Genomic DNA, 26,382 nt, shown 5'->3' on the forward strand with positions numbered 1-26,382 from the left:
GCATATCAAGACATCACATTTTCTGATGATTACCTTGAATTCTGTGCATACCAAATCTGTCCTCCCGGCCTCAACTCCCTCGCGATCCCCTCCCTAACGGATACGTCGATCACCTGCTGATAGGCCTTAGCCACGGCATCACCATTCCCTGATTGGCTTTGCTGCTGCCCTTGCTGATTGATGGTTACAGGAGCATTGATTGTTAGCTGAGAACCTTCGGAACTGCGTAGCCCATGCATCGGCGCAGAACCAGAAACCGTATTTCCGACCAACCCGCCGTTGGCATAACCGCGCATCATGGCATACAAATTATCAACACCAATGCGATCCGTGGCTTCCTTTGTCATCACGAACTCGCCACGATGCACAACACCGGCCGGTTCGTACTTCGCACCGTCTCCGGTATATCCGCCGCCAGATCGGCCAGGAAGGTATGATGTCCAACTGGTACTCATTCCCATGGCACCGGTTGCGCCGGATGAACCGGCAGCACTCGCACCAGTGGCAGCACTGGCGCCGCCACCGATCCAACCCATCATTGACTGAATAGTGTAGGCAATCAATAATTTATTGATAACATCAACAATCATCTTGAGGATTGACGTCGTGAAATCGCGGAATGATGCTTTTCCGGTGGTTACCAAGTCAGTCATCATATTGGAGATGCCACTCAACGCACTCATAGCAACGTTTGATACCGAGCTATAGACATCGGTGGCTTTCTCCAGATACTCATTCAACCCATTGAGCGCACCAGCTTTCCAGTCCTGTTCTAACCTATCTCGCTCCGCATAAGTCTCCTCAAGGGACGACAATACCTGCTTTTGTGCAACCGGGTTATCCGCATATTCAGTGGTGAGCCGATCCCTTTCCGATTGTCTCTGCGAATCCCTGGCAGTACCACCTTTGGAAAGAAAAGCGATCTCAGCACGTTTAGCCTGCTGCTGCCGATCAAACTTTTGAGCAGCATCCAGCAATTTGTTGAGCCGTTCCTGCTTTACGACTTCATCACCGAGAACCGCCAGTCTTTCCTTATGAGCCAGAATACTGTCTTTACTACTGAGAAGTGATTTCTCCTGATCCTTCAATTTGCGATCTTTTGCCGCCTGCTCCAAAACAGTAAAATCGGCTTGGGTCTTCCAAAGATCCTTTCGCTGCTGGCTGATTTTATCGTTTAAGTCAGTATGCTGACGCAATACATCCAACTGGGCTTGCAGCGCCAAGAGATCGGCTTGCGCAGAATCCTCAGCCTTATCACCAGCAGGGGGCTGATACTTCGGCCCTTTAGGAACCACAGGGTCTTTGTGCTTCCTTATGATTTCTGCCCGATATTCTTTATATTGGGCATCCGTTAAAGCCCATCGATCTGCATCAAGTTTGGCTAATTCCTCTTTTCTTTGTGTAGCCTTACTAGCGTATTGCTGATTGTATTTTTCGCCAATTTTTATCCTGTTTTTGAGCCGCTCTTGCTCGTCTCGCTCCTGCTTTGCCCGCCCGGCAGCAAGCCCCTCATCAGTCAGCGACTTTTGAAGTTTCTCGTATTCTTTGGTCAGGTTGCCAACCAGAGTCCTTTGATTTACCAGCGCCTGGCTCTGTTCTCTAGACGAAAACGAATCATTTTGCCGACCGTAGCCATAGCCAGTAGTGTTTACAGCCGGTGTAGCCTCCAGGCGCTCAAGATTCTTACGTGCAACCTCCAGTTGCTTCCTTACACCCTCAACCTTGCTACTAAGACTCTGTTCTCTCCCCACATCAAGCATGGCATCCCACGCCCCGGAAGCTGCATCCTTCACATACTCCCATGCTGTTTCCAGTGTGCCGAGATTATTTTTAACCCCGATAGACCGACTGCTCATTGAAGATGCGTAAGATTCCATCGCGATTTTTGCTAAATCGGCGGTGCGCCCCTGTTTTTCGAGAGAGATAATTTGCTCAAGTTGGGTGGCAGTAAGAAAATGGAGGGTTCGATCCAACTCCATTACTGCCTTGACTGGTTCGTCCTGTAGGCGCTTGAAATGCTGGATCGTTGTATCAATTGATTGCCCGGTAGCGTCTTCAATTTCTGCGGCAACCCGCGAGACCATGCTGATCGCACCAGAAGAGAATTCCCCGCTGCCGACTACCTTCGCAATCGAACTCGCGAATGCACGTTGTGTCAGTCCATTTTGTGATAAGGAGCGAGCTAAATCCTGCAACTGAGAGGCTGTTTTTCCAGCATACCCGCCTGTCAGTATAAGCTGCTTGTTATACTCCACTGCCTCTTGCGAGCCTTTGTACCAGGCTGTGACAAGTAGACCAGACACACCAACCAGCCCCATAATGGCAAGACTTGTTGGCGATAGTATTCCGGCAAGCCCCTTCGCATGTTCAGCATTTTCGGCCAACGCATTAGCATTTTCTGATAATGACCCTGAAGATTCATCAGAGGCATCTTTCATGCCCAGCAACTCCTCCTTGATGTAGCGTAAGATCCCACCCAGCCCACCGAACGAGTCACTGATTTGGCCGCCCTGTTGAAACAGAACCAGCCACAGCGGCATCCCGCCCGCAATAGATGTGAAAATATCGGTGAATTGAGCAGGCAACATCCTTAGCGCTTGCCGGTACTGCCTAGCCGAGATTGTGCCAACCTCCCACTGATTATCTTGCTCGCGCAGCTTGGCAATCAGCGGTGCTGACTCCGCCGTCACCCCCAGCTTTGCCGCTTTCAGCTCCAGTAACTGGGTACGTGTTTTACCAATAGCGTTTACCTGGTCCTGCAGCGAATCGATGAATGATTTACGTGTGGACTCAGCACGCTTGGTTTCCGCCGCTGCTGACCGCTCTGCGGCCTCCTGCTGTTTAAGCGCTTCTTTCAGCCCCCTGGAAGCGATCGCTGCGGCCCGTTTCTGATCGGCTTCGCGTCTTACTGCTTCCTCCTGTTGCCGCATTGCAGCAATCAGCGGTGCTGCTTCCTGGCTTATACCTAGCTGCGCTGCTCGGTATGCAGCGGCATCAGCAGCCGATGCCTTATAAAGTTCGCTCTGTGCTTGGAGTTTTGATAAAAATGCCTCTTTAGCTGCTGTAGCAGCTCGCTCTTGTTGCGCAGCAGCTGCGGCGGCTTTTCCCTCCTCCGTTCTGGCTGTAGCTGCCCGCTCCAACTGAATGCGGGTCTGCTGGATAGTACGGGAAGCCTCCGCAAAGGATTCTGGATCAATAATCCCTTTTGCGTTGAATTTCGATAACTGGCTTTCCATGTTATCGAGTCGTTCGAACGCCGCTGTAACCGGGTTAATCTGCGTCAGTAAATCACGCAATTCTTGCCGTTGCTGCGCTGTCGCCTGCGAATGGTTTTTCGCTTCTGTCTGCGACTTATTCAACGCTGCAGCATATTCAGCAACACGGCGATGGGTATCTTCAATCTCTTGCGCGATCTCCTTCGATACCTTCGCCGTATTCTTCCCGGAAGCATTGAAACCATCTGCGGCACCGGCCGCACCGGTGGCTTTCTGCTGGAATTTATCCAGCTCATTGTTACCCCGCTGCAAATCGCCGGTATCGACGCGCAGGGAAAGCGATGCAATGTCTGACATGCTGGACTCCATGCAAAAAAAGCCACACCCAGGCGGCACTGTTCGAATATCAGGGTGTTGCTGGCGGAAGCTAAAGGTTATCTTGAGTGTTCAGCTCACCCATGTAGGAGCATGGGCGTCTAAATCAGAGGGATAGCTGATTAACTCTGGGAAAGGATTTAAAAATGGAAAAACCACATGCAATCATAGAAAAGTTACAAGTGAGTGCTGATACAACCAGCCTTACAGCGTTAGGGGCTGAGGTGGTTGCTTTAAAAACAGCCGTAGGGCTTATTTTTCAAAAGCTACAAGATCCACTGAGAGATTCGCTCCTAAAAGAGTTAAGGCAACTTGATAATAAATCGCTGAACGACTTGGCTGACCAACTAGAACAATTCCGTGTCTAGCTGAATACACAAAATTTTTCTGCATGAATAGTAACTGTAAATTTCGCGGCCTTTAAAGTGGCCGCATTTACTGAACCATCACTAATTTTTGCATTATCAATAAAAACCTGACCACTCTTAATGATGAAGGCAGGCACAACAAGATTTCTAACCATATCTTTTAAATCAGAAACCTCACTCTCAAGCGTTTTAATTCGTGAATCATCCGCATGATTTACACCAATAGCCATATTGCAGTTATATTTCTTCATGGTTCATCCCGCCTCTCGGCCTAATTTTTTGTGAATAATGGAAAGCGCTGCCGCTTCCATCACCCTGATATCAGTTAAGGCGGTTGCCTCATCCTCTACGCCGTGCAGCTTCATGACCCAGGGCAAACAGTTGTAATCCAGCCCGGTGACGCCGCTCATTCCAGTGCGCCACTGAGTCGCCATAGCCCGGAACGCTTCAAATGCTGGCCAAACGTCGGGGAGCACTTCTACCGGGTCTGATTCAACGTCTTCCGGTGTTAGCCCAAAGGCGGCCAGTTCTTCCGGTGAGGGTTCAGGCGTATAGAATGCCGAGGCAACCGCTGTTAGTTTTTTTCACGCAGCGCCATCAGCTCACGGGTATATGCCAACGCGATCGAGTCAAAGGCCCGTGGGTAGTTTTCCAGCAGCACCATAACGTTTTCTTTCGTGAATTTTTCCGGCAACGCCCAGCCAATGGCAATTTCGCAGACAAAATCTACCATCGGTGCATTGGTGTGCTTGCCCGTTTCGCCAAGCTTCTCGGACTCTTCACGCAAGTTTTTTTCCAGCACTTCCAGATCGGCACGAGTTTTATGCTTGAACGTGAATGTCAGAACACCATCCTCGGCTCCGGCACGGGGAATGGTCACATCGATTTTAAAAGTTGGGTTAGGGATAAGAGTAAATTTCATGTCGATACCTGCGATTAGTGGGGCGCAGCGGCCGCCCCAGTGAATTATTTGTCTTTGTAGAACGTCATGGTGCGGGATTGCACGGCGAGTGAAACCTGCACCGTTTCAACCGCGTTCACTGCGGTAGCCGGCTGCGGGTCGAATGAAGAAATAGCAGACCAATAACGGGTTTCTTTCGCCTTTGGCACATACATGTAGAACGGCATCGTATCGCCCGAGCGATCGCCAGCAAGCAGAACGCTGTAGATAGCCAGCGTGGAATCATGCGCAAAGGTGAAAGTCTGTGTTTTCGCCGCTCGGAACGTGGCCAGATTGCGCTGACGGTCATCTTCCAGGAATTGAATCTGCACATACTGCTGATCACCACCTGATGCGGCTACCTCAGTAATTTGCGGGATCTGCGTCCATTCAGTGACTTTGGTCAATGAGCCTGCGCCAGCGCCTGCCGGAAAAAAGTTAACATCAGAGGTATCAAGTGATCCGATAGTGACAGCGGTTGTTGTAGCCGTGGTGACCTTGGCAACAAGGTTATCGATCAGCCCCCACCCTGATTTGATTAATACAATGTCACCAGCAGCCAACGTACTGCCAGCGACCGTGAATACAGCCCCTTTTGCGTTACTGACAGCAGATGTCGGCAACGCGGCGGCCATTTTGGAGCCCGCAAATACAACGGCCCCATTCGGTAATGCAAAACCCATGATTATCTCCAGATAGAAAAAAACCGCCGCAGCGGTCAGTGAGTGATGATGTCAGCGCGGTAACTCATGCTGACCGGGATTACATAGCGGGTATCTGAGGGAATACCCCGGTAAATGGTCGGCGGGGTGTGTATGTAACAGGTTAACGGGCCTTCGGTCAGCATCATCCCCAAGGGGAACAATGCGGCGATCTGGTCGGCCAAGTCCCTTGCGGGGCCGGTGCCATCACCAGCAGGCGCAACAACGTTGATTTGCCAAACACCCGGCAAAACATGCAGCTTTTCCGCAAGGTCGATTGCTGTTGTGGTTGCGGGCATGGCGTAGGCTTGCAGATACAGGCCATCGGGCGGATCCATTACGATATTTTCCCAGGCAACAGGAATGTCGTGTGCGTCAGCCCATTCGCCCAAACGGGCCTCAAGCAACGCAGCTATGCGGGTGTGGCTCACGGTTCGATCTCCGATACGGCGGCGCTGAAATGCCGCTGGAAGTCTGCGGCAGTGATACGGACCATGCCGCCTGGCGCTTGGGTGGAATGTCCAAATTCCAGCCGATAGGCATAAGGGACGTTATTCACGAAGTAAATGGCCTGCATGCCAATGCGGAATTGCTCTATCACCAGGTTGCCGGCAGTCAACGTCGCACCGCCTGATTTATCGATCCGACCTGTTTCGCCATCTGTTGGCGAATCAAAGGACACCTGCCAATTACCGCGAAACCGGCCCCCGCTATAACCTGGTGGCGCCCGGATCCCCATACTGTCCGAAACCCTAGCGCGTTTTTTTAATTTCCCGGTGGGGGTGAGGTTGGCCGAGTCTTGTCGTTGGGCCTCGTTGTGATCAAAAACAGCCTGGTTGTAAGCTACCGCTGTGCTATTCACGTCCCAAAGTTCAGGATTGCCAACAGGCGACATCTGCACGAGTTGCGCCAGTATCCGGATGCTGGTCGCCCGTACCACCTGCGCTTGATTGGCCTTTGCCTTATCGACAAATGCCGTTATGGCCTGCACAAAAGCGTCATTTTCGGACATATCACACCCTCAGTTGTGCCCGGTAGCAAATCAGGATGGGACCAGGCATTACAGGATGTGGATGCACCACTCGGTATTTTTTGCCGCCCACCTCGATCCGGTCATCGACACGGATTTCGGTTTCGTATGTGGCCACGAGTAATACATCACCACCGAGGATTAGAGAGCCATCAATCTCGCTCGGTTTGTATTCGGTTATTACCCCGATCACAGTACCGTTTTGCTCTGCCTGCCGAACCTCCTTACCTGCCTCACGGCTTACTGTAGCGCCGCGAGTAAATGGGTGTTCTGCACCGTTCTCGGTCAGTAAGCGGGTCGCAGTCGCCCGCATACGGCGATAATCGATAGACATACTTACCGCCTTTCGATGCAGGCCTGGATATAATCACTTTTCAATGATTCCAGGGCACCGACCATTTGATATGGGAAAAGCCCGTTATGCCAACAATCCAACACCTCATGCTCTGAGTTGATCATAACTATCGCCATCGAGTGGTAATCTCCCTTTTTCGCATTCTCCAATGCTTCTTCAAGGAGGCGTATCACCTCCTGGTTATCATGTTGATCAGGTTCTCTTTTTTTGAATGGGACAATCTTCAAATCTGACATATCACCCCCTGACTACAGCTATTTGACCAGAGCCGATGCATAGTCCACGTAGTAACGCATTGACCGCGGCGAACGACGGTTGAGCCTTACGGGTTCCCTCCGCATAACTGATGCTGACTGCCCCGCTTACCGCCTCGGAAAGAACCTCGGAGCCGCTTTCAGTAGATGGCTGCAAATCCATTTCTTGTGCCTCGAAAGCCAACCGGCACTGCGCGTGCTTTACCTGAATCGGAATGCTATTGCTGGGCAGCCTGTGATAATCACGAACCACACCAGCGCGGGGCCATGCCAGATTCTGGCCGAAAACAGCCGGTACACCTTTCCAGATTTTCCCTTCCAGATAATCCATCGCCTGAAGCATCAGGATTGATAGCTCTACATCCTCTTTAGGCAAACTAAGCCCACGCCCAGCAGCGTAATCTCGGCATTCAACCAGCGAGGCGTAACTGTTGAATCCGTCGGAGTGAATTTCAGTATCCAGCATGGCCTACTCCGCTATTCCTCGGCCAATTGCCAGCCGTGAGAAATCCAATCTTCGATTTCATCAGCGTGCACGTCAGCAGCCACAGGGCCACCGGGAAACGCTGGTTCATCTCGAATCATTGCTAGCAGTTCTGGCTGCTCAGGTGGCTGCTCAGGTGGCTGCTCAGGTGGCTGCTCAGGTGGCTGCTCAGGTGGCTGCTCAGGTGGCTGCTCAGGTGGCTGCTCAGGTGGCTGCTCAGGTGGCTGCTCAGGTGCAGCCGAACTGCCCTTGGCATTAGCAGCAAGCAATTTCCGCTCAGCCCGCTGCGCTTTAGTTAATCCCGCCATAACGACCTCTCAATAAAAAAGGAGCCGAAGCCCCTTGTTTTCATTACCCCATCAGAACAGCGATATGCTCTGACTTGATCGCGCGGTAACCCCATGCAAGCCGAACGTGGTAAACAACTTGCAAGAATTGGCGATATACAGCGATTTCGAATGACAACCCGGTTTTAGGGTCAGTAACAATCATCCGATCGTCAGCTGAGTCGCCACCTTTTGGAAGTGCTGGCGCACGAGTAGCAAGCACGATCGCAGAACGTGCAAATGCCACGTTTGGCGTATATCCAGCACCCAGCGTAACCGCGACATTATCAGCCAGCGGCAAACGCATCCCCGGTCGCCCGATAGATACTGTGCCACCCGCCAGCCCCTTGTTGACAACATACTTGTTAGTATCACCGGCAAAATTCAGGATCCCGCCAGGAAGAATGGTTCCCGTACCGGTATCCAACGCAATGTTGGTGCTTAGCGGGTCAAATGCACCGTTGGTCAGGTAACCCGCGCCAGTACCTTTATTCACAAAGGTAATAGGGTCAGAATGACGCAATGCCATCCCCATCACGCGGTCTGTCATGCCATTGCGCAACATGTCGGAAGAACCGGCCTCATTGACTTTAAACAGGCCTGATTGCTTGCCGCGCAGGTTGCCGATTGCGCCATGCCCTAGCACTAATTGCAGATCGGTTTTTGGTGCGCCGTTTTCTTCCAGTACGCGCAAAACGCCCGCAAAATCGGTCATGTCGGCCGCATTCGCAAATGGAGTCGTGCCAGCAGTCCCATAGGCTCGCGAAGCATTCGTATAGGCTTCCACCCAAAGATCCGATTCCATTTCGTTAACCAGCGTTCTCATCGCCTGGTAAAAGCGGTCTGCCTGGATGGTGGAGAAGGTACCAGCATTTTGTAACCCACGCGTTTCCTCACCGTTCCAACGAACAGGAACGTGCTTTGACTTGGAAATGGTGACTTCAACGTGATCAACAACATCATCGCCAGAGTCCGGTGCCGTTACTCCAGGGGTGTTGTCAGCTGATTTTGCTGGATTGGTGACCGGCACAAGTACCGGTTGGTGCAATGCAGCACGTTCAATGCTGGAGTCGCGGGATACTGCAGGAATGAAACCCGTCATCTCACGAGAAACAACGTCCAGCGCCTCGTAAAAGTCAGGGATTAGGCCCGTAAGAGTGTTAGCCATTTAAATGTTTCCTATAAAAATTGGTTAGGGATGGTTTGAGATTTTGGCTATCCAGCCATGGCACCGATCCCTATCCAGGTCTCGGCAAAAATGGGTTAATCAACGATGGTGATCTTGTCTTTTGCAGCGGCTACACGATCCGCAGGGGAAAGTGCATCGAACGCCGCCCGTTTCATGGTCTTCTGGCCCTGCTGGAATTGTGATGGTGGTGTGCCATTTCCATTGTGACCAGTACCCTTGAGAATGTGGTCTTTCTGCGGGTATTGTTCGACAAGGTGCTCCAGCGCCTCATCAAATTCAGCCAGTTCACCAGGCTTAGCGCGTGAAAACACTTTGTTGCCTGCCGCGTCATAAGCCACAACTTTCCCATCCTCAATTTTGAAGGACTGACCAAAACGGGCTTGGACGAAATCAGCCGGGATCGCCAATTTATCAGCGATAAATTTGGAGCCATTGAAACGACCGCCGATCATCTCGGTGTTGAGCATATTCGACAGTTTTTCGTTTTCCTGCTTTGACTCATCGAGTTTTGTCTGGAATTCCTTGGTGATCGCCGCTTTCACCTGATCTACTTCACCTGCATCAATGAGTTTTTTCTGGTCAATTTTCAAAACTGTTTGCATCGCTTCCAGCGCCTTGACTGGATCGTCAATACCCGCAAATTTTTTCAACTGGGTTTCCACAGTCTCTTTCGCTTCACGATGCGTTTTAGCCTCAGCGTTGAGAGCAGCAATTTTCCCTGTGGCCTGCGCAGCATCAAAAGGGATCTCTTTGCCGTCCGGATGGGTATAAACCGGGTGGCCGTTTTCAATCACTGCATACGTCGCGCCATTAACTTCAACGGTTTTCAATTTCATTGTGGGTCTCCAGCCTTCCGGCCATCAGTTAGGCTTCCGCCCGTTCGCCATATCGCATCCGCTAAACGGCAGGTATAAAAAAACCACCCGGAGGTGGTTGGTTATAAACCGGCGTCTAAGAACGCCTGTTCGTCAATTTCTCGCAACTGTTGTAAGGTGAGCCTCTCCCCCTTATCGCTGAAAAAATCTGCGGGGTGCATGCCGCCATCTCGCAACAACCTGGCGCGAGTCTCTCCAAATACCTCAACTTGCCGCTTGAAGGGTTGCCGCAATATCCAATCACGATAATCGGTACTTGCTGGCACCTGACCATCCATGCTGGCGCGTGTTCCCTCCGGCATGTCATCAGCATCAATACCCAAATCCTGCCACGATTTCACCACCAGGGTTTCAGTAGAACGGCAGCAGAAATGGATCCGCCCTGGCCCTGCACCGTACGGCACCTTATGTCCCATTGGCTTGTTGTCGAGGGTATAGCGCAGGCGATCCCGAATAATGCACGTTGGTGTAGTGTGATTATCGAGGGTGCTGCACCACTGCTTACAGTCAATAACATCTGAATTGGCCTTGGCGAACTCAGTACGAGCCACGGCGGCTAAATGATTCACCGCCGTTTTTATCACACTGGTTGCATTGGCACGACCAAACTGCAAAACCCCATCCTGATAGTTCCGGGAACGGGTACCACGAACACGCCGATAAATCTGGTCGACTGTTTCCCCCTGCAGGTAACCCATGCTCACTGCATTGGTTATCTTCTGCATGCGGTCAGATTCGAGCTTGCTCCCCCACTCACTTAATAAACGCCCTTGGAACGGGCGCGCCATGGTGGCCGCGTATACCTGTTGAGGCGTTATCCCCATCAGTGGCCAGCGCTGCTTTACCACATCAAGCAACAATGAATCGAACAAACTCAGTTGAAAACCAGCCTCGTGGCTGCTGAAATCGTTGAGTTCATCAGCAAGCGAAGCGTAGAGGGTTCGATAAATCTGCTGGTTGATGTCCTTCACACCACCCAGTAACGCCTCCAGGCGGCGAATGGTGAAGCTATCTGGCGGAAGGTCATCAAGGGCCATGATTAGCCGAGAAGACAATTCAGCGTCGGCCTGGTTGAGTAATTTCACCATCCGGGAAGAAGTGCCGGTTGCATAGCGAGAAACAAAAAGCGTGTGAGCTACCGTTTCATCGAACAATCGCTGATTGATCGTCTCCATGGCTACTCCACGAGGTCAGGTGCGTTGATCAACTCATCAATGACCACTTCGGCCTTAACATCAGGGTCAATAATTCCAATCTGCTGATAAGCCCTGACAGCGTCAATCCGGCGAATATCCCCCCCCTGGCGCAGTGCTTGAATAGCCAAGGCTGATTGTGGGCTAAATGTATTCCCTGCGGTTTCCAACTCAGTACGCACATCGATATTGCCGCCATCAGGAAGGCCCAGCCATTCAGCCATGTATTGCAGGATGTTATCTAGGGCATCCTCTAACGAAGAGGACATAGTGAACAGTGGGCTATCTTCCTGCATGGTTTCATGCTGGGTCTGATCAACCGATTTTGTTGATGTGTTTTCTTTGCGCAGGAGTTTTGCCCCGGCCATGCGCATCTGTTCAACAAGATCATCGAGTGAATCCTGGCCTGTTTTTATACTCGCCCCAGTATGCTCGGTGTATTCGACACCATGCTTAGTACGATCTTCAAACCTCATTGCAGAAGAAGCCCCTACAGTTAGCACTTCACCTTCTGCAAGCCCGTACACTGACAAAATCGGCACTCGGGCAACGTGCAAGATAGTGTCCTGATCGCTTTGGCTCTGCCAGTGCTTGACGTTGAGGTGCGCCAAATCAAGCATTGGCGGCTCAGCCGTCATAAATCCGGTTCGGTTGGTGTAAAAAGTTATCAACGGGATCCGTTTTGCTGTTGTCCCCCATTCTTCATGTACAAACCAAACGTTATCCCCTTTTTCATCTGCCTTTTTTCGGTATATACCGCAATACCCGGGGCGTAATAATCGGATCTGAGTGACTTCCTTTTCTCCCCACTCGCCATCCTCTTCAGTGATGACCTCTTTAATGCGCAGTTCTGTGAGAACCTCTGCACCGCCTTTTTTCTCGGACTTCCAGCCGATCACCTGGCGCGGGCTGATGATTACAGCGTAAGGGCGTGCACCGCTGGCTTTTTCCTCAGCCACAGTTTTTGCTCCTTGTGTTTTCGGGTAATCCACCAGTGCGTGGATCAATCCGTAACGTTCCCCCAAAGCGAAAAACTGTTGGGCCCAAACGTCAAGCTGGTTACCGGCCATATCAAAATCGTGGGCATAGGCTTTGATTGGCTCAGGTGTTTCATCACTGAGCACTGAGGGTTCACTGAACACCCGGCCAACATGGTTGATGATGGTTTCCTTGAGCACTGGTAGCAAAGTTGCCACCGCCAGGCGACATTTATGATCATCCGCCTCCTCATTAGGCCAGCGAGGCATGTACGTTTCGCCAGCGTTCCTCATGGCTTTGGTTCCGCCCATCAAGGCATCTACCAAATCCCAATCAGCTTCCATCGCAGTAACGGCTTTGAGCGGGGTTGAAATATCGGCCATGGTTTACATCCGTAGTTTGGTAACTTTGCCTTGCGGCTTGATAATTGGGAACTGCTTGATGATGTAATATCCGCCGCCATCGTTGGCGTGGTCTTTACCAGACTTTTTATCCGGTTCGCCTGTTTTTTCATCCCAAACTTGCTGCTCCAAGCATTCGGTATAAACCGGGCAGCGTTTCACGTTAACCAAATAGCGGCGTTCGCCCTTGGAATTGCAAAACATGGCGTTTACGGAGTTGATCCGGTCTTTAACGGGCGGATTGGCATCGTTGACCACCACGTTGAATCCGGCCTGCTTAAGCTGGGCAATATCGGTCGTGCTGGCGTTGCTGGATTTACGAGAATCACCGGAAGCATCCGGATAAATATAAATTTCCCGCACCTTGCGGTAGTTGTTGCCGTCATAGAACCAAAAGCGCTCTTTGATGATGCGAATTATGTCGGGCGTGTCATAGGCGTTGATGATTTCCGTTACGGCGCGTGGCTGACCATCACGCAGAACGTGGACGATACCGGCCATCTTTCCAACGTTGAAATCCATCCCGATATAGAGCGGTTCCCCTGGCTGCTCCAAATCTTCACAGTTATTTTTCCTGCGGTCGAACTGATGATAAATCGTTCCACTCACCAGGTTTGTAAACCGGCCACGAAGGTATGCCGTGATTAATGGACCGGGGTATGAGGCAAGCAGCGACGGGATATAGTCAGCAGGCAGGTTTTTTTCATTGTCGTAGGTGCTGGCGTGGATCAGGCCATAGAGCGTCGCCAGTTCCGGCTTATCCCGCACCTCTTTAACGAATTGCTGCCAGACAAACTTAAAACCTTCTGGCGTGGTGGTGACCGAAATCCCGTTGAGTAACCCGTCAACGTTGTAGCGCATACGTGCAATGATTTTCCGCCATGCTATTTGAGCCTTTTCAGCCTTCATGACGTCCATTTCATCCACCAGCCCATTACCGATCTTGAAACCGACAATCGTTGAGGGCTTTTCCATAGAGCGGCATATCGTGGTGCCTCGGTACTGACGGCCCGAATAGAAATGCACCTCTTTGTTGCTCTCGTTGAGGCGTAATTTCAAACCCCAGTCAAAAGCCACCTCCTCAATCGTTGGGTAAAAAATATCCCGGATCTGAGGATATGTAGGGGCGAAATACCCCTGGTTAATTTTGGGGTGCTCCCAGAAGTGTTTGCATATCGCAGCACAACCGGCCCACGTCTTGCCGCTGCCAAAACCGGCGACGTAAGCCTTGAATTTATGCGGCATAGTCAAAAAGCGAGCCTGAGGAATATTAAGTGTCGGATTCATCAGTATCGCCTCGCGCATCCACTACATTGATGTTTATTGCCACCGGCTGCGGTTCGTCGCCATCGTCACCAATTTCAGCGGCAAGCTTAGCGTTAACAAGCCGTTGGTTTTCTATCTGCAGTTGCTGCAATTTTTCTGCACGTCGGAATGTCAGAAGTTGCAGCAGTTGTGCCCGTGCCGCTTTTTTATCTTCTGTCAGGATCTCAATGCCGAATTTGCTTTCCTTTACCCCTGCAAAATACTGAAGCGCATGGCCTTGAAGATCCCGCACATCAGCAAAGAAAGTTTCCCCAACGCCCTCGCCGTTGCAGCGTGGGCAATCAGGGTTAGGATCCGCGTTATCGACAAATCCCAAGCCGCCGTATTGAGGTTTGGGCTTGTTTTCTGCCGTCGCTTTCGCATCAGCGCTATCGAATTCGTTGATATCGATCCACTGGTAGAAAAAGTTCTCACCCCAACAGTGGCGACAGTTAACTCGGCGGAATTGAGACAACTCTCGTGGGTCAGCGTTGATGATGGCAACAAGTTGATCAACCAGTTCATCGAGATTGGCCTGATAGCGTTTCGAAGCTTTTGCCTCAAGGTCGCGAATTGCTTTGGCAACCTTAATATTTCTGTATACCTGCGATGCACCAAAGTAAGCGTTCTTTCCTTCGCATCGATACCCAGCACGCCTGTATGCTTCGACTCTGCTTTTGGTGATAACGAACCAGTGGGCAAACCATGCCTGTTGCAGCGTTATCCCATAATCATCAGGGTCGATCGATAAATCCGTGTCGCTATTTTCTTGATCCAACCTCGTCCGCTTTTCCGACCGTGAAGCCTTTGGTTCGACCGTCCGACCATTTTTGTTTTGGTCGGTTTTTTTGGTCGGAGTTTTGGACGGTTTTTTTTTACGTTCCCATCCGTACTTCTTCGCCATGTCGATTAACGTGGTTTTCGCTATACCGTGCTTTTTTGCCACATCTTGGATTGAGAGCAAACCAGCACAATAATCACGTTTCAGTTCGCCCCCATCCAATTTGCTCATGCGGCTTACTCACTTCGGTTTTAAATGCTCCAACAAGAAAATCATGGCTCGCGTGTCGCCTTTCTTGGCCTTGATGTAAAGTGCGTTCGACAAGTCTGCAATCCCCTTGGCTTTTCCCCTGCGTATTGCCTGCCGGTAAGTGGCGATCGCTTTCATGTCTGTCCGCGTCTTTTCAATGTCGATATCCAATGCGTCGGCTATTTGCTGCTCCGACAATCCACGCCCGGCCAATGCCTCAATTTTGTCGAGCGTCGGCTTATCCATAGCTACACCCTCTTGGGATATGGCTTATGGCGAACGATGAGGATTTTTTTCATTTTCTTGTCGAGGGGCATCAGGTATTTGTGTTTCCCTGACGTTTTAAATTCTTGCGCGTTGGGATCCAGGTGCTGACGAACGGCATCAATGCTTTGTTTCACGCCCTTTGCCGCCACGCTGCGCGGATGGACTTTTTTACCTTTGACGATGAATGCGCCCAACGTTCCTGCACCGACCAGACCTTCATAAATCCAGTTGGTCGCCTGGTAGATACCACCGTGGTGATTTTGGTCTTTGTCCGCGTAGGAGACGATCAGCCGCAGGCCCGGACAAACCGCAGCCAGGAATTTAATCGCCTTTGCCAATATCTGGCTGACTGGCGATTGGTGTTCCCTCAGGGCTACGCGGGTCAATTCGCATACTTGGTCTTGCTTCAGGCTGTAGGGCTGGCCGATGTGATTGTTGGCGCCGCGGCTAAATATCACCACACCAATAAACTGGCCATCTTCCCACGCACCGACCTTTACCAACTTTCCGACCGGTACCGCTTTTGCGTAATGCCAATTCAAGCAAGCATGTGCAGCTGCTTTGTGGGTTGCCCAATCCACGGTGAGAGTAGTCATAAGACACCCCCGCAGTGTGGACACAGCTTTTCTTCCAGTTGGTCGAGCTTTCCTTGGTCGCCTTCATCACCCGGTGAGAAATCGACGTTCAGCATGTTGTCGATCTCTTCTGCGCTGAATCCGGTCAGGGTAAGATCGAATCCTTCCGCCAGCAGATCACCCAATTCCATTGTCAGCAGGTCATTATCCCAACCGGCATCCAGAGGTAATTTGTTATCCGCCAGGCGGTAAGCTTTTTTTTCTGCATCCGTCAGACCAAACAACGTGATCGTGGGTACCGGATCAAAACCGATTTTTTCCGCAGCCAGTAATCTACCGTGGCCGGCGATCACCTGCCCAGATTCATCGAGCAGGATCGGATTGGTCCATCCGTACTTTTTTATGCTCCCGATTATTTTTTCTACCTGCTCCGTCGAGTGGGTTCTCGCGTTTTTCGCATAAACCATCATCGAATTGAGTGATTTATAAACGATTGCAAGTTTTTCCTGTTTTTTTACTGTGGTCATTTGCGAGGATCCAATACTATGGCCCTGCTTGTACAAGCAAGTGGGCCTTGGTTCGTACTCATGACCTCCGTGTGGGTATGAATGATCGTCAGTAGCTCCAACTACTGGCGGTCGCCCACCTTCCAAATAGAATTTTCTGCTAGCCTCTTCGATACCAGTCCCGAGAATTTTTTAATCACCACTATCGAAAACAGATCGTTTGTGCTGAATTCACGCTCGGCCAACTCAAAGATGCAGAAGAAAATAAAAAGCCACTGGCAACCAGTGCCCAGGGTGGGCCGGATGGGTGTTGCCTGCGGCTTTGCTTGCGCATTATCGAAGCCACTCGGTGAATGGCTCCTGTAATGCCTATGTCATGGTTAAACGATTTGCCAGTCTTCGGCCATCAGGTCGCCCGTAGACGGTACCCAAGCGCACAATTCATTCTGTGAATTTCTCAGCACAAACATGTCATTGAACGTTGGCTCGCCAACATATTCGCCAAAGCCATAACCCAGTGCCGACGCTAATTTTTCGCCTTTCACGAGATAAACAAATTGTTCTTTCCCGTTCCATCCCGCCCGCTGCAAACTCTTCCCCTGCTTGAGCGCTTCAATGGCAAGGCCGAAACTCAGCCCTGATACCGGACGGTAAGCCTTTTCGAATACTTCTTTCGGGCTCCAGCTAACGTAGCCATCAAAGCGATCGGTGTTAGGTTTTCCGCCGTCCAGATATTCAACCAGATAGCCTTCGTCCGCGCCGTTCTCGTCGGCAGGAAGCTGCCAGCCGCGAAAATCGTTATATGCCTGTCTCGTCATCGGAAAGGCGTTAATCAGTTTCACGCCAATATGTTGGGTCATTGAACCACCTTCAAGATTAATAATCCCCATTAAGGGATAGTGAATGATGCCCCCTTAATGGGGTTAGCAATCAGAGTCAGGACGGGCGACTGCACGGCAGGCCCACATACAGGCTTCCTGCATTTTGGTGCGGGCGATTGCCAGGCTGCGCATAGCTTCATCAATCTCCCGAGCCTGCTCAGCACTTAACATTGCCGGGCCATTACGGACAGCCAACAATTCACCTCGCTCTGTATCGAGCAGACTGCAAAAATGCCGGCTGACACCTTTGAGGCGGTTCATGCGCTCAATGTCGCCCGTGGTTAATGTGCGGTAGCCCTTTACTGTGGTGCCGTCCTGCGGTTTTGCTTCACTCATTTCGTAGCCTTTTCGGTTAGGTGCGGGCAGTTGGCCAGCACTGATTTGTTGTGCGCCAGAATGTCACGCTTCGTCTGACGGTCGAGAACATCGATATCGTGGTCTGTCAGATAGAGAATTCTTACCCAACTGCACGCCGTATCAACTACCACTGGGGCGGGTGAATTGTTCGCGCAGCTCCCGATCAACATCGTCATCAGGCATATGGCTAACAGTCTGCTGTGCATCGCTGGCCCCTTTCGTAGCTTCCGCCTCACGTTCTGCCGCGGCGACACTGGCGGCGGCATTATCTTTAATGCGTTGCTGCTCGGCTTTGTCTTCGGCCTTGCTGGTCCCGCGCGCATGGCCTAACCCAAACGCGCCAGCGATTAAGCCAAGCAGAACGACTACCAGCCCGCTGATAAATTCAAGGCTCATTGCGCCTCCTGCTGCTCATCGGCTTTTTCTTTCAGCTTTGGCTGTCTGACGTATTGAGAGAGGATGGCGAGCACCACCAGAGCCGGGCTAATCATTGCCACAATGTTGGCAGGCAGAATATCTTTGATATCCGGCGGCAGCATCGCCCAGGCATGAAGAGCTGCGTCAGGAAATGATTGGGCCCATACACCGACCAACGCGCCGGCAGCGCCTAAGCGGACAGACCATGTTTTAAGCAGTAACCGGGCATGACCAACAAACTCCAGCCGGGAATATTTGCGCAATAGCAACAGAACGAGCACGGCCACCAGCGCCAGCAGAGCGAAAATAATCATCTTCATAGGCTCACCCGCTCTTTAACCCAGCCGTATAGAAACGCTTCGTTCGCCGGCCTCGCTTCGGCCAACTCAAGATAGCGAGCCCCCTGGCTGCAATTCAGCGCCTTTAGCAGCGTGGCTTCGCCGTCTTTGCCACGAACGGCGAGATAACTTTTCAGGGCGGCGATGGTGAGATTGCCGATTGCACCGTCCGGCTTCAGGTCCGGATAGAGCTTGCCCTGCATATTCAGAGCCGATAACCAGCGCTGCAGGAATGTACTTGCGACACGCGGCCCCATGTTCACGCCGGTATCACATAACTCCTGCGCAATGGATGGCGACAACTCGGCGATGCGGTCATACTTCGGTTCTGTCCAGTATTGCGACAGGTAAATGGCTTTGGCGGTTTCCCGTGGTAACGCCTTCATATCACCTGCGTAACCATATGCGCGGGCGGTAGTCTGCGTGATACCCCAGCGAGTTGGGCCGCCTTTATCATTCGGGTTATTTACGTAACCCCCTTCTTTGCCGAGAATCCCCTCGATAATCTGATCTGCTGTCATGGCGCCTTAACTCCGGTAATGCGCTCCCAGAAATAGGTCAAAGCAACAGAACCCATTGCCCCGCTAATTCCGGAAGTGGCCAGTATCATGTAAATGCTCAGTCCGCTTTCAATGCTCACCAGGCCAGCAATAACGCCGGTAAACCCTGAAACCACCATTTGGGCAAGAGCATTGATCAAGCTCCATGTTGCCTTGCTCTGCTTCACATCTATCAGGTAGCGGACAAGTCCACCCCAGCAAGCAATGATCAGCAGAACCAGCCAGGACATCCCGGCAATGCTCTCTTTGTCTTGCATACGTTTAGCCATAGTTACCGCCTCCGATGAAAGATCGGGAAGCTGTGTGAATAAATCGGCGGGCTCTGCGCAAGCGCCCTGCGATTGGGTTATGAACCGTCGCAGGTGAGCCCTGTATGGGGAATGGCCGCCAGTTGGAACAAGGTGAATAACGTTTTGGCAACCAAAAGAGAAAAGGCCCGCGAATGCGAGCCCTAAATGCAGAAAGCCCCGACGTTTGTCGAGGCTCTTAAATTTTTTCTTCAACGGTGAACATACAATGCCCATCGTTAGAACAAATTAACACGAATTCGGGAAAAGTAAATATCTCAGCGCGTTATTTGTTTGAGTTGTGCCTCTGCCCATGCCTCCTCTATATCGAATTTAGTGATCAGCACGTCGAAGAACGGCTTAACCGACTTCTTCCAGGTATCCAGGGTGATGGCGTCAGTTATCTGGCAAATGGCACTGTGCACAGCAGTGGAGAGGATCCGCTCATAACCGCGCCCACCACAGCGTTTACAGTTACCCATGACAGGCACGCCCTGTTTCTCCGTCTCATCCTGATTCACTACCTTTCCCCTTCCGTGGCAGTCGTTACAGGAAGCACTGACGGTCCCTTTTCCCTGGCACTTTTGGCAGAGCACCCGAACCTGCTCCCTGACAGACTTTGCCTCCTCCCAGTATGATGGATAGATCCCCTTTGTAACTTTGACCCACTTTGGAGGTTTGCCATCTGGATAAGTTACTTTGTTGGTGAACACCTCTGCATCGATGAATCCAGACCCATGGCAGCAGTCACATGTTTTTTACTGGAAGCGCTGCGGGAGTAATCTTCAAAGGCGAACTCTGCGAGTATCCGGATAACCCGAGGTTTTACGTTTGGTGTGAGTTTGCGCAGCGCAGCTACTTTATCGCACCGGGTTAATGCGTATTCGGCCAGCAACGCGATCGCCCTTTCCCTATCATTGTTGCTGATACCCATCTTTCCGAGGAAGGCGCTATACCCCATTGCAGCGCGCTCCTGCGTCATACCCATTGCCGCCATAATATCGGTACCGGTCAGTGAATCAGAGGCGGTAGCACGCGGAGAATCGCTAATCAGCGTGGATTTTTCGAAGTGGTATTTCACTGTGTTTTCAAGGTTCATGCTCTCTCTCCCCGGCTCTGACGGGTGCGAATAAAGTTTTTAAGGATGCGATATGCCACCGGGAACGACCCGCGATAGCGGACAATGTTCAACTGTAGCCAGCGCTGGCGAATACATTCAGTTGTGTTCATGTTCATGCTTTTACCAGCCCTTCTTTTTTCCATATGGCCAGCGTTCTGAGCACACCTTCCGCATGCATCAGCCGCAGTTCATCATGGGTGTAATCGGTGGTTTTCTTCCGTCCGTCGATCAAGTCGTGGCAACTGCTGCAGGACCACGCGCCTTGGGCATCATCGGGTTTTATGCCAGTGCCGCAGGTTCCGGCCATGCGGTAATGTGCAAGCACGGTGGTGTAAGGATTGAAATTACAGACGCCTGGAATGCGGATCTGGCAGTCGCGTCCTTTGGCCTCCTCTTTAAGATTGGCCATTATTCGAACTCCAGCAACTGCAAAGCCACGTTCTCAGCTTCTTGCCTATTGCGGAAACTGCGTGACAGGATGAAATTCCATAGAACGTTGAAAACGGACTTGTACAGGCCTTGGAATGTGTCTTCATCCATTTTGGAAAACGAGATCGATTTAGGTACCCGTTGGCGCAGTCCATTGGGCAGGATCACCTCATCGTAATAACCAGCTTCAACCGTGGCCCAAGCCCGGTAAGGTTCGAAGGACTTAAGAACCGCAATCTCTTTGGCACGCAGCTTTCCAACGTGGAACAGGTAGTCGTCAGCAACTGAGCTGATGATTGCTCCATGCTGGCCGGAAATATCAATGAGATATTCGACAAACCCATCTATGAGTTGCCGTTCGGGCAGCGTCAATGTGCCGCCGGTTGGCGTCCAGTAATCGAATCCAAATTGCAGGAGTTTGAAAAAACGCTTGTGAAATTGATAGTTACGGACACGCCTGAACTCGGCCTGTATCCACTCGCCGAGTTTCACACGTTGCAAAAATTCGCTGGCCTCGTTCGTTGCCGGGGTCAGGATTGTAGGTGCGGATTTCACTAATTGTATTAACTGCGCCATTTCAACCTCTGGAATAGCGCAGTGCTCAGGTTGCCAGGTGTTCAGGCTGACTTGAGTATTATAACACTATTCGGCGGTCCGTTTCCCCTGTTCCACACCAACCTGCGCTAACAATTCTGAAAGCTCGGAGGGCGATAGCCGCATGAGTTCCAAGCTTAAAGCTATACGTCTGTTGGTCTTGATATCGCTGACATAGATACAATTTGTGATGGAATCCACACGAAACCGTCCACTTAAGCAGAGAGTCTCAGACAAAGAGTTTTCATAAATCATATTTCACCTCAATAAGTTAGAATATTTTTCGAGGCGAAACACCATGGAATTAGGATTCACATGTTTTCAGTAAAAACGCTGGATTGGCCTTTTCTATTAGGTAACGTAGACCAATATCGCAACTTCGATCGTTTTAACAGATCGATAGCACACTATTCCTATGGCTAATCGTGATATGCGTTTGATTAGATACAAAAAAACCCGCCGAGGCAGGTTTGATATGATTGGGTGCTTGAGAGCTCATACTCAACAACAGAGTGGCGGGGATTACTCCCCGCCGTAGCTCTTACTTGGTTTCGTAAGCCATGTGAGCCACAATCTCCATTCCGCCACTTCGGAAGCTAACATCACTGAGCAGCAACGTCCCTAATTGGGCAATACTGACAACGATTAGCGCCATCAGCGCCAGTTTTTGTGGCTTCATAGCCTTCTTCTCATTTATTTTTTCAAACGAGTTTCAAATCGGGTTTTTTCCCACTCGAACTGACTCCTCCACCAACAATAACAGCCACCTTGAATAACAAATTTGCCAGTTCATCAATAGGTATCGAAAGCATTGACGCCAGTGTATTCATATCAATCTTGTCAGTTTTTAAAGCATGTAGTAATTTATCGATCACTAATGAACGCTCTCTCGGAATTCCATTGATTTCTTCTTTTCGTAAACCTCGTTTATTGGCCTCCACCATTAGAGTTCGATATTGCCACTCAGTAAGAATTCCAACATTTTTCATCCGGACAATTAGTGCAACTGCTGACACCAACCAATTCTCTTTGATAGAGATCACGCCATCAAGTGTAGGAAATGGCATTTTTATCGCTAGTATCGTTCTGCGAGGCATTAAAAGAGCAGATGCAAAGCTATCTGCTTCTTCTTCCGCTCCTTTTCCCTGAGGAGAACCGTGGCGATGCAAAACAAGATGCCCCAACTCATGTGCAGCATCAAATCTGCTACGTTCAGCACTTTTTTGTGTGTTCAGGAACACATAAGGCGTCTCATTTTTCCAAAATGAAAATGCATCTACGTCAAGAGTATTTTCTGCCAACGAGAATACACGAACACCATTGGCCTCAAGCATATGAACCATATTTGAAATACTTTTGACACCTAACCCCCATTTTTCCCTCACTGCTTCAGCAGCAGCTTCGGGTTCATAACCACGGAGATTCGGAAGATTACATTCAGGCAAATTAAATATGCTTTCAAAAAAACCATTAACAATTACCCCCAAGCTTCCTGCGGCTTCGGCTGCGTGTTGGTCTGCCGCTTTCATACTTTTAAGAGAGCGGAAAGAAACCGAAGATGGATCGACAAATTCAGCATCGCTCCCACACAAGAAATTCACAGGGTACCCTAAAGTTTCAGCCAACAACTTAATGGTCTGCTCACTTGGAGGGAAAAGCCCATCGGCCTTTTCATATTCGGCAACTGATTTTGACGACAAACCGGTAGCCGAAGCTAAGGATGTATACGTCAATTTACGTCTTAATCGGGCGATTTTGAGTCGGTCCGGGTTCAGTTGCATGTTTTCCATATCATTCATTTCCGAGAAACGACAATGTCTATTTCTTCATTAAACTCTTTCTCAGGTGTATCGATGGCAGCACTAAATGGAACTGATGGCAAAATAATCCTTTCACTCCATGTGGAGATTTTATTGTGCCCATTAAACCCACTCATTCCGCTTGGCAATGACAACTCGCAGCGTACTTCTTGAGCACTGAGATCAAAATAATAAAGAAAAACATATGTCTTGGTTGAGTCGATGGTCATGTCAACAGGATCTTCCGAATCATTCGATTCAAACAGATCTAAATTTCTGGAAACCAAATTTTCAGTAGCCATGCCTTTAGCATTCTTAGTTTTAGGGAATCCTTCAACTAGACCAGTATCTTTAGTGCCACTAGTAGCTATGATACTCAAACCCAATTCTGAGTTGATGGTATACTCTAACCCGCTATCAAGCATGTAGTTCCATCCTCTAACGCCGGACAGAACGCTTTCGCGAAATGCTGCCACTACTTCATCCCATGCTCTACTCATAGCGCTAGTTCTAGGGTGTAACGGTGAACTTCGACGACTTTCATAGATCGCACGTGAAATCGCGAAGGAAAAATCCTCTACTGACAATCCCATTGACTGAAGCTTATCTAACGATGTTTGGTCTTGGTAAATTTTATGAGCTAACATTATCACCTCCTCTTTACTTCCGATTTTTATACCTCAAATGAGGAGGAAAAACAAGAAGTGAATGCAAAGTTCATCAATCAACCAAAATTCGATAACATCAATAAATCTTTAATTTTGCTCATGCTGCTTGCTCCTCTATGGCAATACACATTTCTGGCAAGTTGGCGCGGACAAGCGCCTCAGCGAACGGCGGCGGTACCGCGTTGCCGCATCTGGCCACTTGCGCCTCTTTCGAGTATTTTTTCCCACGATAATCGCGTTCGATGATGTACCAGTCAGGGAACCCCTGGGCTCTATACAACTCTCTCGGCGCCAGCATCCGCATGCAGATATCAACGATGATGTAATCACCGACACGGATGTAGCCGGGCCGTTCTGCGGGAAATAAGTGGCTATCGTCTGGCTCGTCGCTGAATTTCTCCAGTAACCGGGCGCACCACCACGCCCCATAACGCTGTTCATCCGTCAGTGGTTCCTGGCCACAGTGCGCTTCATTGATTGCCATACGGTCTTTTGTGGTGACTGAATGCACTGGTGCCGCAACGTCGACAGCTGTCGCTGTGCCATAGTATTTGGTTAAGAAAGCTTGGACGTGCCCGTTATGCTGGCCACTGGCGGTTATCGTCGGTACCGGATCTGTAATTGGCCTTCCGTCTTTGCACGTCCCGCGCAGGTGTACCAAATGCGATGTACAAAGCCCGTGGTGGTCAACTTGGGTAACCGTATGCAATGGTTCATCCACACCCAGGCCTGCACCGGTATAGTTGCCGCCGTAGTGCTTCACTATGTTGGTAGCTACTAAAGCATGGTGCCCACCGGTGGTTACTGTACGTAATGGTTCTTCAGCTTTTCCGCCTGGATGCCCGGTGGTGTTAACCATTAAATGTACAGATGTCAGTGCGGTATGGGATGTTGCTGGTAAGGTGATCATCGGTGCCTCAACAGCACGCGGTTTACCTGAGTATTTCGGTCCGCCTGCCCCAACCAATACAGCGCTCACCGCGTTCACTCGTGAAACGCTCGTAATGGTCTGGTATGGGGTTTTGACAGACTTGGGGCGCATTTGCCCTTCATTGCCACCGGTATCGACAAGAACAGCTGCAGCTATTTGGGTTTTCCCGCCACCACCGGGCATGACCGTTCCCACCGGGGTATCAACCGGTTGGCCGGTACTGTTTCCGAACTGGCGTACTACCACCGGGGCGGCAACCCCAAAGCCGTGGGTTTGCGTTATCGTCTGCAGCGGAAGCCTGCCAGATTGCCCTCGGAAACAATGGTATTTGGTTTTGTTCGATGTGTGATTGCTTTTCACGACATACGGCTCGATCAAAAGGTGTTCTGCTTTGCTAGTGATCGTCGTTAATGGCTGTTCTGTTGAATACTGCCGGCCGTCACCACCGAAACCGGTTTGCCCAATTTGAACAATGTAGGGATCTGGATTATTTATAACGAACCGTTGCAAGCCTTTAACGATGCGGCGCAGAGTGTTATCCGCCAGATCCTTCTTTCTGCCAAAAATGCTTTTGGTTGGAAGTGACCAATCGATAATTTCTGCAGCCGTACGCCAGGGTTTGAGTTTTCCGCTTTTAACCTCTTTAGATTTCGGATCCCCGTGGGTGGGCTCAGGCCAAACTATTGGCTGACCATCACAGCGGGCCATCATGAAAAAGCGCTTACGGATAGTTGGAGCACCATAGTCACAAGCTCTCAACTCACGGTACTCAACCGCATAGCCCAGTCCAGCTATCAGGCGCCGGTGTTCGTCACTGCCCTCTGCTATGCCCAAAATTTCGCAGCACTCAGCCAACGCAGGGTGAGCGGCATCAATGCCGGTGGTCAGCATTGCTATAAACCCGAGAAAAGTTTCCCCAACACGATCTGGGCATGGGTAGTCATTGCCGTTCTGGTCTGTAACGAGCGGCCCCCACGTTTTAAATTCCTCCACGTTCTCCATTGCGGTAACCCGCGGGCGAACCTTCAAGATCCATCTGATTTTGATCCAGGCCAGCCCCCTGATTTCTTTTTTAACCGGTGCACCACCCTTCGCTTTCGAAAAATGCCTGCAGTCGGGGCTAAACCACGCCAAGCACACAGGCTTGCCAGCTGTGGCAACCACCGGATCGATATCGAACACGGATTCACAGTAATGCAACGTGTCCGGATGATTGGTTTCGTGCATAGCGATCGCATGTGGGTCGTGATTAATCGCAATATCAACACTGCGGCCGGTGGCCAGCTCGATACCCGTTGACGCACCACCACCACCGGCAAAGTTATCAACAATAATTTCTCTCATTGGTATTGCCCCAAGGTATCGGCCAGCACTTTGGCAACGGAAATTACAGTGGGCATAGGGATCCCTTCTAACCACATGCGATTGATATGGTGCCGGAGCCGTTTTTGATGGCACTCCGGCAAGTTTTCCGCCCCGTCGATTTGGGTGATCACCATCTCGATCTCTTTAGGCCAAACTGTATTTTCAACCGGGATCAGCAGCATGGTTTCCAGTTCGATGATCCGATTAATGGCGTTTTTCAGGATTATTTCGTCCATAGCACCACCACCGTTGCTATTAGTACTGTCCAA

The 26,382-nt window shown here is 50.6% G+C and carries 36 protein-coding genes and 1 pseudogene; 2 read left to right on the forward strand and 35 right to left on the reverse strand.

Annotated elements, in window-relative coordinates; translation table 11 throughout:
* Nucleotides 1–29: 29 nt before the first annotated feature.
* Complete coding sequence (locus N6G83_RS14495) at nt 30–3,572, reverse strand: phage tail tape measure protein (RefSeq protein WP_260523947.1); 3,543 nt, start codon at nt 3,570–3,572, stop codon at nt 30–32.
* A 164-nt stretch (nt 3,573–3,736) separates the two neighbouring features.
* On the opposite strand from N6G83_RS14495, the gene N6G83_RS14500 reads away from it, so the two are divergent.
* A complete protein-coding gene (locus N6G83_RS14500) occupies nt 3,737–3,958 on the forward strand; it encodes a hypothetical protein (RefSeq protein ID WP_260523948.1) in 222 nt (73 codons plus the stop codon).
* Here the strand turns inward: N6G83_RS14500 and N6G83_RS14505 are convergent.
* Genes N6G83_RS14505 through N6G83_RS14545 form a run of 9 tightly spaced genes read right to left on the reverse strand, consistent with a single transcriptional unit; the run spans nt 3,955 to nt 7,704 of the window.
* The gene (locus tag N6G83_RS14505; RefSeq protein ID WP_260523949.1) at nt 3,955–4,209 is read right to left on the reverse strand and encodes a hypothetical protein; all 255 of its coding nucleotides are present in this window, start codon (nt 4,207–4,209) and stop codon (nt 3,955–3,957) included. The genes N6G83_RS14500 and N6G83_RS14505 overlap by 4 nt on opposite strands.
* 3 nt (nt 4,210–4,212) lie before the next feature.
* The gene (locus tag N6G83_RS14510) at nt 4,213–4,485 is read right to left on the reverse strand and encodes a DUF1799 domain-containing protein (protein WP_260524015.1); all 273 of its coding nucleotides are present in this window, start codon (nt 4,483–4,485) and stop codon (nt 4,213–4,215) included.
* 47 nt (nt 4,486–4,532) lie between these two features.
* A complete protein-coding gene (locus N6G83_RS14515) occupies nt 4,533–4,886 on the reverse strand; it encodes a phage tail assembly chaperone (RefSeq protein WP_143182348.1) in 354 nt (117 codons plus the stop codon).
* Between the two features lie 38 nt (nt 4,887–4,924).
* Complete coding sequence (locus N6G83_RS14520) at nt 4,925–5,581, reverse strand: phage tail protein (protein WP_260523950.1); 657 nt, start codon at nt 5,579–5,581, stop codon at nt 4,925–4,927.
* A 35-nt stretch (nt 5,582–5,616) separates the two neighbouring features.
* Nucleotides 5,617–6,030 (reverse strand): DUF4128 domain-containing protein, encoded by a 414-nt coding sequence (locus N6G83_RS14525; protein ID WP_260523951.1) that lies wholly within the window; start codon nt 6,028–6,030, stop codon nt 5,617–5,619.
* Complete coding sequence (locus tag N6G83_RS14530) at nt 6,027–6,611, reverse strand: hypothetical protein (RefSeq protein ID WP_260523952.1); 585 nt, start codon at nt 6,609–6,611, stop codon at nt 6,027–6,029. The genes N6G83_RS14525 and N6G83_RS14530 overlap by 4 nt, the downstream gene beginning before the upstream one ends.
* Nucleotide 6,612: 1 nt before the next feature.
* Nucleotides 6,613–6,963, reverse strand: a complete 351-nt coding sequence (locus N6G83_RS14535; RefSeq protein ID WP_260523953.1) for a hypothetical protein — start codon at nt 6,961–6,963, stop codon at nt 6,613–6,615.
* A 2-nt stretch (nt 6,964–6,965) separates the two neighbouring features.
* Nucleotides 6,966–7,220 carry a hypothetical protein gene (locus N6G83_RS14540; protein ID WP_223497862.1) on the reverse strand — a complete coding sequence of 85 codons (255 nt, stop codon included), beginning with the start codon at nt 7,218–7,220 and terminating at the stop codon, nt 6,966–6,968.
* A 1-nt stretch (nt 7,221) separates the two neighbouring features.
* Nucleotides 7,222–7,704, reverse strand: a complete 483-nt coding sequence (locus N6G83_RS14545) for a DnaT-like ssDNA-binding protein (RefSeq protein WP_260523954.1) — start codon at nt 7,702–7,704, stop codon at nt 7,222–7,224.
* On the opposite strand from N6G83_RS14545, the gene N6G83_RS14550 reads away from it, so the two are divergent.
* Entirely contained in the window at nt 7,703–7,981 is a 279-nt protein-coding gene (locus tag N6G83_RS14550) for a hypothetical protein (protein WP_260523955.1), read from the forward strand. The genes N6G83_RS14545 and N6G83_RS14550 overlap by 2 nt on opposite strands.
* A gap of 92 nt (nt 7,982–8,073) precedes the next feature.
* Here N6G83_RS14550 and N6G83_RS14555 read toward each other — a convergent pair whose 3' ends face one another.
* From N6G83_RS14555 to N6G83_RS14675, 25 genes and pseudogenes are all read right to left on the reverse strand, one after another.
* Complete coding sequence (locus N6G83_RS14555; protein ID WP_025118799.1) at nt 8,074–9,216, reverse strand: P22 phage major capsid protein family protein; 1,143 nt, start codon at nt 9,214–9,216, stop codon at nt 8,074–8,076.
* Between the two features lie 95 nt (nt 9,217–9,311).
* Nucleotides 9,312–10,073, reverse strand: a complete 762-nt coding sequence (locus N6G83_RS14560; protein ID WP_260523956.1) for a DUF6651 domain-containing protein — start codon at nt 10,071–10,073, stop codon at nt 9,312–9,314.
* Between the two features lie 101 nt (nt 10,074–10,174).
* Entirely contained in the window at nt 10,175–11,287 is a 1,113-nt protein-coding gene (locus tag N6G83_RS14565) for a phage head morphogenesis protein (protein WP_260523957.1), read from the reverse strand.
* Between the two features lie 2 nt (nt 11,288–11,289).
* Nucleotides 11,290–12,666, reverse strand: a complete 1,377-nt coding sequence (locus N6G83_RS14570; RefSeq protein WP_260523958.1) for a DUF4055 domain-containing protein — start codon at nt 12,664–12,666, stop codon at nt 11,290–11,292.
* A 3-nt stretch (nt 12,667–12,669) separates the two neighbouring features.
* A complete protein-coding gene (locus tag N6G83_RS14575) occupies nt 12,670–13,977 on the reverse strand; it encodes a terminase large subunit domain-containing protein (RefSeq protein ID WP_260524016.1) in 1,308 nt (435 codons plus the stop codon).
* Nucleotides 13,955–15,001 (reverse strand): terminase small subunit, encoded by a 1,047-nt coding sequence (locus N6G83_RS14580; protein WP_260523959.1) that lies wholly within the window; start codon nt 14,999–15,001, stop codon nt 13,955–13,957. The genes N6G83_RS14575 and N6G83_RS14580 overlap by 23 nt, the downstream gene beginning before the upstream one ends.
* A 9-nt stretch (nt 15,002–15,010) precedes the next feature.
* Nucleotides 15,011–15,265, reverse strand: coding sequence for a hypothetical protein (locus N6G83_RS14585; protein ID WP_179250216.1), 255 nt, complete (start codon nt 15,263–15,265; stop codon nt 15,011–15,013).
* Nucleotides 15,266–15,267: 2 nt separating this feature from the next.
* Nucleotides 15,268–15,882 (reverse strand): protein Mom, encoded by a 615-nt coding sequence (locus N6G83_RS14590; RefSeq protein WP_260523960.1) that lies wholly within the window; start codon nt 15,880–15,882, stop codon nt 15,268–15,270.
* Nucleotides 15,879–16,388 (reverse strand): ParB/Srx family N-terminal domain-containing protein, encoded by a 510-nt coding sequence (locus N6G83_RS14595; RefSeq protein WP_260523961.1) that lies wholly within the window; start codon nt 16,386–16,388, stop codon nt 15,879–15,881. Before N6G83_RS14595 ends, N6G83_RS14590 begins: the two co-directional genes overlap by 4 nt.
* Nucleotides 16,389–16,747: 359 nt before the next feature.
* Entirely contained in the window at nt 16,748–17,227 is a 480-nt protein-coding gene (locus N6G83_RS14600) for a DUF2829 domain-containing protein (protein ID WP_064377510.1), read from the reverse strand.
* 63 nt (nt 17,228–17,290) lie between these two features.
* Nucleotides 17,291–17,584: a hypothetical protein gene (locus tag N6G83_RS14605; protein ID WP_064407157.1), complete on the reverse strand. Its 294-nt coding sequence runs from the start codon at nt 17,582–17,584 to the stop codon at nt 17,291–17,293.
* Entirely contained in the window at nt 17,581–17,775 is a 195-nt protein-coding gene (locus tag N6G83_RS14610; RefSeq protein WP_260524017.1) for a hypothetical protein, read from the reverse strand. The genes N6G83_RS14605 and N6G83_RS14610 overlap by 4 nt, the downstream gene beginning before the upstream one ends.
* A complete protein-coding gene (locus tag N6G83_RS14615; RefSeq protein WP_260523962.1) occupies nt 17,726–18,001 on the reverse strand; it encodes a hypothetical protein in 276 nt (91 codons plus the stop codon). The genes N6G83_RS14610 and N6G83_RS14615 overlap by 50 nt, the downstream gene beginning before the upstream one ends.
* Entirely contained in the window at nt 17,998–18,342 is a 345-nt protein-coding gene (locus N6G83_RS14620; RefSeq protein WP_260523963.1) for a hypothetical protein, read from the reverse strand. Before N6G83_RS14620 ends, N6G83_RS14615 begins: the two co-directional genes overlap by 4 nt.
* Complete coding sequence (locus tag N6G83_RS14625; protein WP_260523964.1) at nt 18,339–18,881, reverse strand: glycoside hydrolase family 108 protein; 543 nt, start codon at nt 18,879–18,881, stop codon at nt 18,339–18,341. Before N6G83_RS14625 ends, N6G83_RS14620 begins: the two co-directional genes overlap by 4 nt.
* Entirely contained in the window at nt 18,878–19,177 is a 300-nt protein-coding gene (locus tag N6G83_RS14630; RefSeq protein WP_031280382.1) for a phage holin family protein, read from the reverse strand. The genes N6G83_RS14625 and N6G83_RS14630 overlap by 4 nt, the downstream gene beginning before the upstream one ends.
* A 308-nt stretch (nt 19,178–19,485) precedes the next feature.
* A pseudogene (locus N6G83_RS14635) lies at nt 19,486–20,306 on the reverse strand (antitermination protein).
* Nucleotides 20,303–20,470: a YlcG family protein gene (locus N6G83_RS14640; RefSeq protein ID WP_312847371.1), complete on the reverse strand. Its 168-nt coding sequence runs from the start codon at nt 20,468–20,470 to the stop codon at nt 20,303–20,305. Before N6G83_RS14640 ends, N6G83_RS14635 begins: the two are co-directional and overlap by 4 nt.
* On the reverse strand, nt 20,440–20,736 hold the full coding sequence (locus N6G83_RS14645; protein ID WP_260523966.1) for a DUF1364 domain-containing protein: 297 nt from the start codon (nt 20,734–20,736) through the stop codon (nt 20,440–20,442). Before N6G83_RS14645 ends, N6G83_RS14640 begins: the two co-directional genes overlap by 31 nt.
* On the reverse strand, nt 20,736–21,332 hold the full coding sequence (locus N6G83_RS14650; protein ID WP_260523967.1) for a DUF1367 family protein: 597 nt from the start codon (nt 21,330–21,332) through the stop codon (nt 20,736–20,738). The genes N6G83_RS14645 and N6G83_RS14650 overlap by 1 nt, the downstream gene beginning before the upstream one ends.
* A 559-nt stretch (nt 21,333–21,891) precedes the next feature.
* Complete coding sequence (locus N6G83_RS14655) at nt 21,892–22,029, reverse strand: type I toxin-antitoxin system hok family toxin (RefSeq protein WP_211136650.1); 138 nt, start codon at nt 22,027–22,029, stop codon at nt 21,892–21,894.
* A gap of 22 nt (nt 22,030–22,051) precedes the next feature.
* Nucleotides 22,052–23,140 (reverse strand): XRE family transcriptional regulator, encoded by a 1,089-nt coding sequence (locus N6G83_RS14660; protein WP_260523968.1) that lies wholly within the window; start codon nt 23,138–23,140, stop codon nt 22,052–22,054.
* 5 nt (nt 23,141–23,145) lie between these two features.
* Complete coding sequence (locus N6G83_RS14665; protein ID WP_211136649.1) at nt 23,146–23,796, reverse strand: hypothetical protein; 651 nt, start codon at nt 23,794–23,796, stop codon at nt 23,146–23,148.
* Nucleotides 23,797–23,914: 118 nt separating this feature from the next.
* A complete protein-coding gene (locus N6G83_RS14670; protein WP_260523969.1) occupies nt 23,915–26,092 on the reverse strand; it encodes a DNA cytosine methyltransferase in 2,178 nt (725 codons plus the stop codon).
* On the reverse strand, nt 26,089–26,349 hold the full coding sequence (locus tag N6G83_RS14675; RefSeq protein ID WP_260523970.1) for a hypothetical protein: 261 nt from the start codon (nt 26,347–26,349) through the stop codon (nt 26,089–26,091). Before N6G83_RS14675 ends, N6G83_RS14670 begins: the two co-directional genes overlap by 4 nt.
* Between the last annotated feature and the right edge of the window lie 33 nt (nt 26,350–26,382).

The organism is Serratia sp. PL7, assembly GCF_945957435.1.